This window comes from Pseudomonas sp. AGC41 (assembly GCF_057334555.1).
This window is the reverse complement of sequence record NZ_JBHFJB010000035.1, coordinates 30,056-38,160: the sequence shown is the minus strand read 5'-3', so window position 1 is coordinate 38,160 and position 8,105 is coordinate 30,056. Positions and strand designations below refer to the sequence as shown.

Genomic DNA, 8,105 nt, shown 5'->3' with positions numbered 1-8,105 from the left:
CCCCCCACAGAGGCAGGTGTCAGCCGCCACGCAGGATCGTTGGGTCCTCGCCTCGATACAGCGCCTCGACCTTCGCCGCGCGCCATTGCAACACGGCGCGCTGGTTGATCGAGCCCTTGTCGGTGATTTCGCCACGGTCGATGGAAGCGGGTTCGTCGAGCAGTGCGATCCACTCCACACGACTGGCGTTGCCGTTGGCTTCGCGGTTCAGACGCTGCAACCAGTCGGCGAACCACTGGCGCACCGGTGGGCTGGCCAGGACTTCGGTGTCGCTGGCGTCCTGCGCCAGGCCCGAGAGGCGCCGGCAGTCATGCAGGCGCGGAAAGACCAGCGCGCCCAGGTGCGGGCGGTCCGGCGCCGTCACCACCAGGTCCTGGACGTACGGCGTGCCTTCCAGCACCGCGCGGTTGCGCAACGGCCCGACGCTGACGAACACGCCGGAGGACAATTTGAAGTCTTCGGCGATACGCCCGTCGAACATCAGCCCCAGCTGCGGGTTGGCGGGATCGGCCAGCTTGATGGCGTCGCCCGAGCAATAGAAACCGGCCTCGTCGAACACCTCGGCGGTCTGCTGCGGCGAACGCCAGTAGCCGGGCATGATGTGCGGCCCGCGAAAGCGCCCTTCGAACTTGCCGTCCACCGGCACCATCCGCACTTCGCAACCTGGCGCCGGCAAGCCGATGTAGCCGGCCATGGACAGCGGCCCGGTGGTGAAGGTGCAGGACGGCGACGCTTCGGTCATGCCCAGGCCGGCCATCATGCGGATGCGCTCGCCGCAATGCCGCTCGGCCACCTTGTCGAGGCGATCCCAGGTGCTTTGCGAAAGCCCCGCCGCGGCGAAGAAGAACAGGCTGATGCGCTTGAAGAAGCGCTCGCGCAACTCGGCGTCCTGTTCCAGCGCGCTGACCAATTCTTCCCAGCCCTTGGGCACGGTCAGGTAGGCGGTTGGGGAAATTTCCTTGAGGTTGCGCAAGGTTTCGGCGAAGCCCTGGACGGTGGGCTTGCCATCGTCCAGATAGAAGGTGCCGCCGTTGTACAGCACGATGCCGACGTTATGGCTGCCACCAAACGTATGGTTCCAGGGCAGCCAATCCACCAGCACCGGTGGTTCCTCGCCAAACACCGGGAAGGTCTGCAAGAGCATCTGCTGGTTGGCGCAAAGCATGCGTTGGGTGGTGATCACCGCCTTCGGCAGCTTGGTGGAGCCGGAGGTGAACAGGAACTTGGCGATGCTGTCCGGGCCGGTGGCGGTGAAAGCCCGCTCGGCCTCGCTGCCGCCCGGCTGCGCCAGCAGGCTGGCGAAGCTTGTCCTGGCGCGGCCGGGTATTTCTCCGCGCACGCTGACCAGGGGGATATCCATTGGCAACACCGCGTTGACCGCGCGCTCGAACAGCGCGGCCTCGCTGACAAATACCAGCCCCGGCTGCAACAGGTCGCAGACGTGCCGCAGCTTGGCGAAATCCTGGGACAGCAGCGAATAGGCCGGCGACACCGGGCAATAGGGAATCCCGGCGTACATCGCGCCCAAGGCCATTTGCAAATGCTCGATGTCGTTACCCGAGAGCAGCGCCAGGGGCTTTTCGGCCGACAGGCCATAACGAAGCAGGCCTTGGGCAATGGCCCGCACGCTGTCGAGCATTTCGGCATAGCTGACGTGACGCCAATCGCCTTGGTTTTCGCGAGCGGCAATGAACGTCTGGTCCGGTCGCACCCGGGCCCAGTGCACCAGGCGATCGAGCAGGCGCGACGGCAACGGCGCCAAGGGCTCCAGGGAGCGCATGTGCAGGATGCCCTGCTCTTCCTTCACTTCAACGGCTGGATGCCCGATCGACACCTGGCGATAGCGCGCAGGTTCGGGCCGGGAGGATGATCTGAACTCGGAACTCACGGTGCATCTCCTCCATCAAGGCACACTCGGGTCGCTTGACGCGAGCGGAGCGTGGCAGCGTCTGGCTGCGGCCTTGTGATTGTCATGTCTGGCCTGCATCGGGCGATGGCTCGGGCGGCCCATCGCCAGCGATGCGACGGATTTTCAGATCGGGTAGTGCCGTGGGCCGTTCTGCATCGTCACCCAGCGCAACTGGGTGAAATGCTCGATGGCGGCCTTGCCGCCAAAGCTGCCGTAGCCGCTGGACTTGACCCCGCCGAAGGGCATTTGCGCCTCGTCGTGCACGGTCGGGCCGTTGATGTGGCAGATGCCGGATTCGATTCGTTGGGCCAGCGCCAGGGCGCGGCTGGTATCGCGGCTGAAGATCGCCGCCGACAGGCCGAACTCGGAATCGTTGGCCAGCCGCAGCAACGCTTCGTCACCGTCGCCGCGCAGCAACACCGCTACCGGTCCGAAGGACTCTTCGCGGTACAGGCGCATGTCCGGGGTGACGCCGTCGAGCAAGGTCGGCTGAAGGATGCTGCCGTCCAGGTGGCCGCCGGCGACTAATCTGGCGCCTTTGGCCAGGGCATCGTCGATCAGGCCTTTGATGCGCCGTCCGGCACTGGCGTCCACCAGCGAGCCCAGCACCGAATCACCCGCGGCAGGATCGCCGGCGCGCAGGGTCGCGATCTTCGCGGTCAGTCGGGCGACAAAGGCATCGGCCACGCTCGCGTCTACGATCAGGCGCTCGGTGGACATGCAGATCTGCCCCTGGTTGAAGTAGGCCCCGAACGCCGCCGCCTGCACCGCTGCGTCAAGATCGGCGTCATCGAGCACCAACAACGGTGCCTTGCCGCCCAGCTCCAGCAACGCCGGCTTGAGATGACGCGCCGACAGTTCACCGACGATGCGGCCGACGTGGGTCGAGCCCGTGAAGTTGACCCGCCGTACCGCCGGGTTGGCGATCAGGCGCTCGACAATGGCCGGCGCATCCGCCGGCGCGTTGCAGATGACATTGACCACACCATCGCCCAGGCCGGCGTCCTGCAGCACCTGGCCGATCAGGCGGTGCACGGCCGGGCTGACTTCCGAGGCCTTGAGCACCACGGTGTTGCCGCACGCCAGGGGCATGGCGATCGCGCGGGTGGCGAGAATGACCGGGGCGTTCCATGGCGCGATGCCCAACACCACGCCACAGGGCTGACGCAAGGCCATGGCGAAACTGCCGGGCACGTCCGAAGGGATGACTTCGCCATTGATTTGCGTGGTCATGGAGGCGGCTTCGCGCAGCATGTTTGCCGCCAGATGTACATTGAAGCCGTACCAGTTGGCCATGGCGCCGGTTTCGCCAGCGGCGGCGATGAATTCGCCGCTGCGCGCCTGCAATTGCTCGGCCGCGCGCAACAGGCGGGTGCGACGTTCGTTGGGCGCCAGCGCGGCCCAGGCCGGGAAGGCAGCGTGGGCGGCGGCCACGGCGGCGTCGGCATCTTCCAGCGTGGCGGCGGCGACGCGAGACACCACTTCACCGGTCACCGGGTTGCAGCGCTCGAAGGTCCGGCCGTCGCGGGCCGGGCACGACTGGCCGCCAATCAACAGGGGCACGTCCAGCATGGTGATTCCTCTTTATTGTCTTTATCGGGAACACGTTCACAGTAGCGCCGAGGGCCTTGGACGAACAACCTGCGGGCCCACGATGGCGCCCGCCGCGCTGTCGTCTCAGCGTTTGTAGGTTTGCAGGCCCGGCTTGATGCTCTTGTCGTCCAGGAACTGCTTCATGCCCTGCTCGCGGCCGCCCTCGGTGTCGAGCAGGCGCGACTGGTCCAGCTTGGCGTAGAGGTAGTCCTCGTTCTGCTCCCAGGTCAGCTCGCGGCAGCGCTTGAAACCATGCTTGGCCGCGCGCAGCACCACCGGGTTTTTCTCCAGCAGGTTGCGCGCCAGCTCCACGGTGACTTCACGCAGCTGCGCCAGGGGTACGCTTTCATTGACCAGGCCCATCTCGGCGGCTTTTTTCCCGCCAAAGGTCTTGCCGGTCATGATGTAGTAAAGGGATTGGCGATGGCCCACGGTATCGGCCATGGCTTTGCTCACGAGGTTGCCGGGCGGGATGCCCCAGTTGATTTCCGAAAGGCCGAAGGTGGCCTCGTCGGCGCAGATCGCCAGGTCGCACGCCACCAGCGGGCTGAAGCCGCCGCCGAAGCACCAGCCGTTGACCATGGCGATGGTCGGCTTGGCGTACATGCGCAGCAGTTTCCATTGCCATTGCGAGGCTTCGCGACGGATTTTTTCCTGGAGGATTTCCGGCCCGGCATCCACTTCGCGGAAATATTCCTTGAGGTCCATGCCGGCGGTCCAGGCCTCCCCCGCACCGGTCAGCACCAACACGCCAGCGGCAGGGTCCTGTTCCAGGGTCTCCAGCACATCGATCATCTCGCGGTTGAGGGTCGGGCTCATGGCGTTGCGTTTTTCCGGGCGATTGAGGGTTACCCAGGCGAGGCCTTCCTCGATGTCGACCTTGACCGTTGTCCAGCGACCTTCGTAGTTGCTCATGGCGCGTGCTCTCTTGTTCTGGCTGAAGATGGAGAAAAACTAACCTTGAATATTAGTTATGTCAATTAACTATTAATCGATTTATCTTTATTTTCCTGGCGGCCCGGATGCATGTTCGGAGAACAAAAAATACCAGCGACCGTAGCCACCGCGCGGCAACCCCGGCAAACTGGATAGCCTTGTTAATCACTGACCCTGAGGATGCACCTTTCGATGGCCAAGTCTTCCAAGCTTGCCGAAGCCGCCGCCGCGCCCCTGGCCGACGGCACCGACACGCAGGCGCCGCTGGATTCCGCGCTGGATGACCTGATCGGTTACGCCTTGCGTCGCGCGCAGTTGAAACTGTTCCAGAACCTGATCAGCCGTCTCGCGGTCCACGACCTGCGACCGGCCCAGTTTTCGGCCCTGGCGATCATCGACCAGAACCCCGGCCTGATGCAGGCCGACCTCGCCAAGGCGCTGGCCATCGAGCCACCGCAAGTGGTGCCCTTGTTGAACAAACTGGAAAGCCGCGCCCTGGCCGTACGGGTGCGCTGCAAGCCGGACAAGCGCTCCTATGGGATTTTCCTGAGCAAGACCGGCGAAACCCTGCTCAAGGAGCTCAAGCAGATCGCCGCCCAGAGCGACCTGGACTCTACCGCGGCACTCAATGGTGCCGAGCGCGAGGAACTGCTGCGGTTGCTGAAGAAGGTTTACCAGTAAGGTACCTCGCTCCTCCTTGTGGCGAGGGAGCAAGCTCCCTCGTCACGAAAGCTCGTCAATGACGGCTTCACCAGATCGGCACGCTGTACGTCACCAGGAACCGGGTCTGGTTCTCATCGCGAAACGCCGCCGTTCCCGGAAAGTCGTTTCGGTAGATCGACTTGCGCGCCAGCAGCCCGACGTTTTTCAGCGGGCCGCTCTGGATCACATAACCCAACTCCATCTGGAACTCACGCTCCTTGCGATCCTCGGCATTGAGGGCCGCCAGCTCGATATGGTCGCCGCGCACGTAACGCAACCGGGTCCGCAGGCCAGGCACGCCGACGGCGGCAAAGTCGTAATCGTGGATCGCTTGCCAGGTGCGCTCCTTGGCGTTGAGGAAATCCGAGCTCATGGTCATTTCACTCAAGCCCATCAGCTCGGTGCCGGACACATACGGTGTTGCCGTATCGCCGCTCGAATGCATGTAGCCCAGGCTGACGCGATGCCCGCCCAGGCGATAACCGACCAGCGCCGAGACGTTGCGGTTATCCACCTTGCCAGCCTTGGCGGCGCCCTCCTCGCTGCTGAAAAAACTCCGTAGATCGGTGGTCAGCACGCCGTCGCCCAATGGCAGGTTGTGCAGCAATGCGAAGGTATTCTGCTGGTACAGATCGGCAACTTCGGCGTGGTAGATACGCAGGCCCAGGTCCTTGTTGACCTGATAATCGCCTCCCACGTACGCCATGTGAGATGAGGTCGCCGCGCCGTTGAAACGACGATTGGGCGAGGCAATGCTCATCGGTTGATAATCGGTGGAATCGCGCCGGGCGATGCGATCGATGTAACCGGTGTTCAGCGTCAATCCGTCGATGTCCTTGGAGCTCAGGGTTGTCCCGCGAAAGGTCTGCGGCAATAACCGCGACGGACTGGCGAAGGCAAACGGCAGGAAAATCGAGACATCGCCGGTCTTTACCGTGGTTTGCCCGAAACGCAGCTTGGCGGTCACGCCCAGCCGCGAATATTCATCCGCCGCGCGCTTGTCGCTGCTAGACACCGGCAGCAGTTCAGTGCCGCTGCGGTCCGGCGAGGAGTCGAGCTTGATGCCCAGCAGCCCGCGTACATCCAGGCCAAATCCGAGCGTACCCGGGGTAAAGCCCGACTCGACGTTCATGAACACGCCTTGGGCCCACTCCCGGGCCGCCGTCTTGGCGCCGTCGTCCTGGTAATCGCGATCCATGTAGTAATTTCGCAGGGTCAACGTGCCGTGGCTGTCGTCGATGAAGCCTTCGGCCAGCGCCACGCTGCAAAGAAGACTCAGCCCGGTTCCGGCCAACCAGTGAACGAGCGATGAAACAGGGACCGCCGCCTGGGCGTCCCGGATGATATCTGGCATGTTCGATGTCCGCTTTTTGTTGTTGTTTTCTATCGAGGCAGCCCCGAGTGGAGGGCTGTGCGGACAGAGAATGGAAACGGCCCGGTACTTCGTCAATCGGCAATGTCCGATAATCGAACGTTAATATAATTAACCAATATGGCGACTGTTTCTCCTGTAGGTGTCAACCTGCTGAATTTCCAAGAGAAACCAAAGCTTTCACGGGTTTGCTCCTCGCGATTCATTTTTTAGTTAGCTTTGTTAATCTTAATCCCGCGCTGCGGGGTTCCCTCCGAGCCGCAGTTCCGACAAAAACAATAAGAGGATTCGCCATGAACCATCCGCCGCGTCGTGCGACGTTGACCATTGCCCTGTGTTTCATCGTCGCGCTGATCGAAGGCTTTGATCTTCAATCGGCCGGCACCGCCGCTGCCGGCTTGCGACAGACCTTCGCCCTGGACCCGAAGATGATGGGCTGGGTCTTCAGCGCGGGGATCATCGGCCTGCTGCCAGGTGCGTTTTTCGGCGGCTGGATTGCCGATCGCATCGGCCGCAAGAAAATCCTGATTGCCGCTGTCCTGCTGTTCGGCGTGTTTTCCCTCTGCACCGCGTATGTCGAGCAATTCTCCAGCCTGCTGCTGGTGCGCTTCATGACCGGCCTGGGACTGGGCGCCGCCCTGCCCAACCTCATCGCCCTGTGCGCTGAAGCCGTGGGCGAACAACGCCGGGGTACCGCCATCAGTGTCATGTACGCCGGGGTTCCGTTGGGTGGCGCGCTGGCGGCGGTGGTCGCCATGACCTTTGGCGAGCACTGGCAGATGACGTTCTTCATCGGTGGCCTGGCGCCCTTGCTGGTGGTGCCGTTGATGCTGCTGTGGCTGCCGGAGTCCAGCGCTTTCAAACAGGTACAACACGTCGCAGGCGAGGTCCGTGGTTCGACCGGCCAGGCGCTGTTCGGCGAAGGCCGGGGGCTGACAACGCTGGGCCTGTGGTTGAGTTATTTCTTCACCCTGACGGTGATGTACATGCTGCTCAACTGGCTGCCTTCTTTGCTGGTGGAACAAGGTTTCAGCAAACCCCAGGCCGGCCTGGTGCAGATGCTGTTCAATATCGGCGGGGCCTTGGGGTCGTTGATCGGTGGTTTGTTGCTGGACCGTTTCAACGCCATCAAGGTAGTGCTGTTTGTCTATGCCGGCCTGCTAAGCGCCCTGGCCGGGGTCGGTTTGTCGGTGGGCATCATGCCGATGGGCATCGCCGGGTTTGCCGCCGGGTTGTTTGTCATGGCGGCGCAACTGGTGCTCTATGCCTCGGCGCCGCCCTCCTACCCTACGGCGGTGCGTGCCACGGGTGTTGGCGCAGCCGTTGCCATCGGGCGCCTGGGCTCGGTGGCCGGGCCTTTGGCCGCCGGCCAGATCCTCGCAGCCGGCGGCGGCACCACCGCGGTATTGCTGGCGACCTCTCCCGGATTGGTGATTGCGACGTTGGCCATTCTCAGCGTGATTCGCCGTTCGGCCGGGCCACGGTTGGGCACGGCAGAGCCGATGGCGCAGAAATCCTGACGGGGCTATTGCTCCCACATCGGACTTTCGGCGGTCATGACAAAGGTCTGCCCCAAGTTCCTCTGTGGGAGCG

At 63.4% G+C, this 8,105-nt stretch carries 6 protein-coding genes; 2 read left to right on the top strand and 4 right to left on the bottom strand.

Annotated elements, in window-relative coordinates; translation table 11 throughout:
• Positions 1–19: 19 nt before the first annotated feature.
• The 3 genes from ACE04F_RS06565 to ACE04F_RS06555 form a co-directional block, all read right to left on the bottom strand.
• Entirely contained in the window at positions 20–1,888 is a 1,869-nt protein-coding gene (locus tag ACE04F_RS06565) for a feruloyl-CoA synthase (protein ID WP_486105508.1), read from the bottom strand.
• Between the two features lie 144 nt (positions 1,889–2,032).
• Complete coding sequence (locus tag ACE04F_RS06560; protein ID WP_486105507.1) at positions 2,033–3,481, bottom strand: aldehyde dehydrogenase; 1,449 nt, start codon at positions 3,479–3,481, stop codon at positions 2,033–2,035.
• A gap of 105 nt (positions 3,482–3,586) precedes the next feature.
• On the bottom strand, positions 3,587–4,417 hold the full coding sequence (locus ACE04F_RS06555) for a p-hydroxycinnamoyl CoA hydratase/lyase (protein ID WP_486105506.1): 831 nt from the start codon (positions 4,415–4,417) through the stop codon (positions 3,587–3,589).
• Positions 4,418–4,630: 213 nt separating this feature from the next.
• Between ACE04F_RS06555 and ACE04F_RS06550 the strand changes: the two genes are divergently transcribed.
• Positions 4,631–5,119, top strand: a complete 489-nt coding sequence (locus ACE04F_RS06550; RefSeq protein ID WP_434574059.1) for a MarR family winged helix-turn-helix transcriptional regulator — start codon at positions 4,631–4,633, stop codon at positions 5,117–5,119.
• Between the two features lie 67 nt (positions 5,120–5,186).
• Here ACE04F_RS06550 and ACE04F_RS06545 read toward each other — a convergent pair whose 3' ends face one another.
• On the bottom strand, positions 5,187–6,494 hold the full coding sequence (locus ACE04F_RS06545) for an OprD family porin (protein WP_486105505.1): 1,308 nt from the start codon (positions 6,492–6,494) through the stop codon (positions 5,187–5,189).
• 311 nt (positions 6,495–6,805) lie between these two features.
• On the opposite strand from ACE04F_RS06545, the gene mhpT reads away from it, so the two are divergent.
• Complete coding sequence (mhpT, locus tag ACE04F_RS06540) at positions 6,806–8,032, top strand: 3-(3-hydroxy-phenyl)propionate transporter MhpT (RefSeq protein WP_486105504.1); 1,227 nt, start codon at positions 6,806–6,808, stop codon at positions 8,030–8,032.
• Positions 8,033–8,105: the final 73 nt, after the last annotated feature.

Coding starts and splice junctions, on each gene's coding strand:
- ACE04F_RS06560 (WP_486105507.1), bottom strand. CDS start 3,481: ATGCTGGACGTGCCCCTGTTGATTGGCGGCCAGTCGTGCCCGGCCCGC.
- mhpT (WP_486105504.1), top strand. CDS start 6,806: ATGAACCATCCGCCGCGTCGTGCGACGTTGACCATTGCCCTGTGTTTC.
- ACE04F_RS06550 (WP_434574059.1), top strand. CDS start 4,631: ATGGCCAAGTCTTCCAAGCTTGCCGAAGCCGCCGCCGCGCCCCTGGCC.
- ACE04F_RS06555 (WP_486105506.1), bottom strand. CDS start 4,417: ATGAGCAACTACGAAGGTCGCTGGACAACGGTCAAGGTCGACATCGAG.
- ACE04F_RS06545 (WP_486105505.1), bottom strand. CDS start 6,494: ATGCCAGATATCATCCGGGACGCCCAGGCGGCGGTCCCTGTTTCATCG.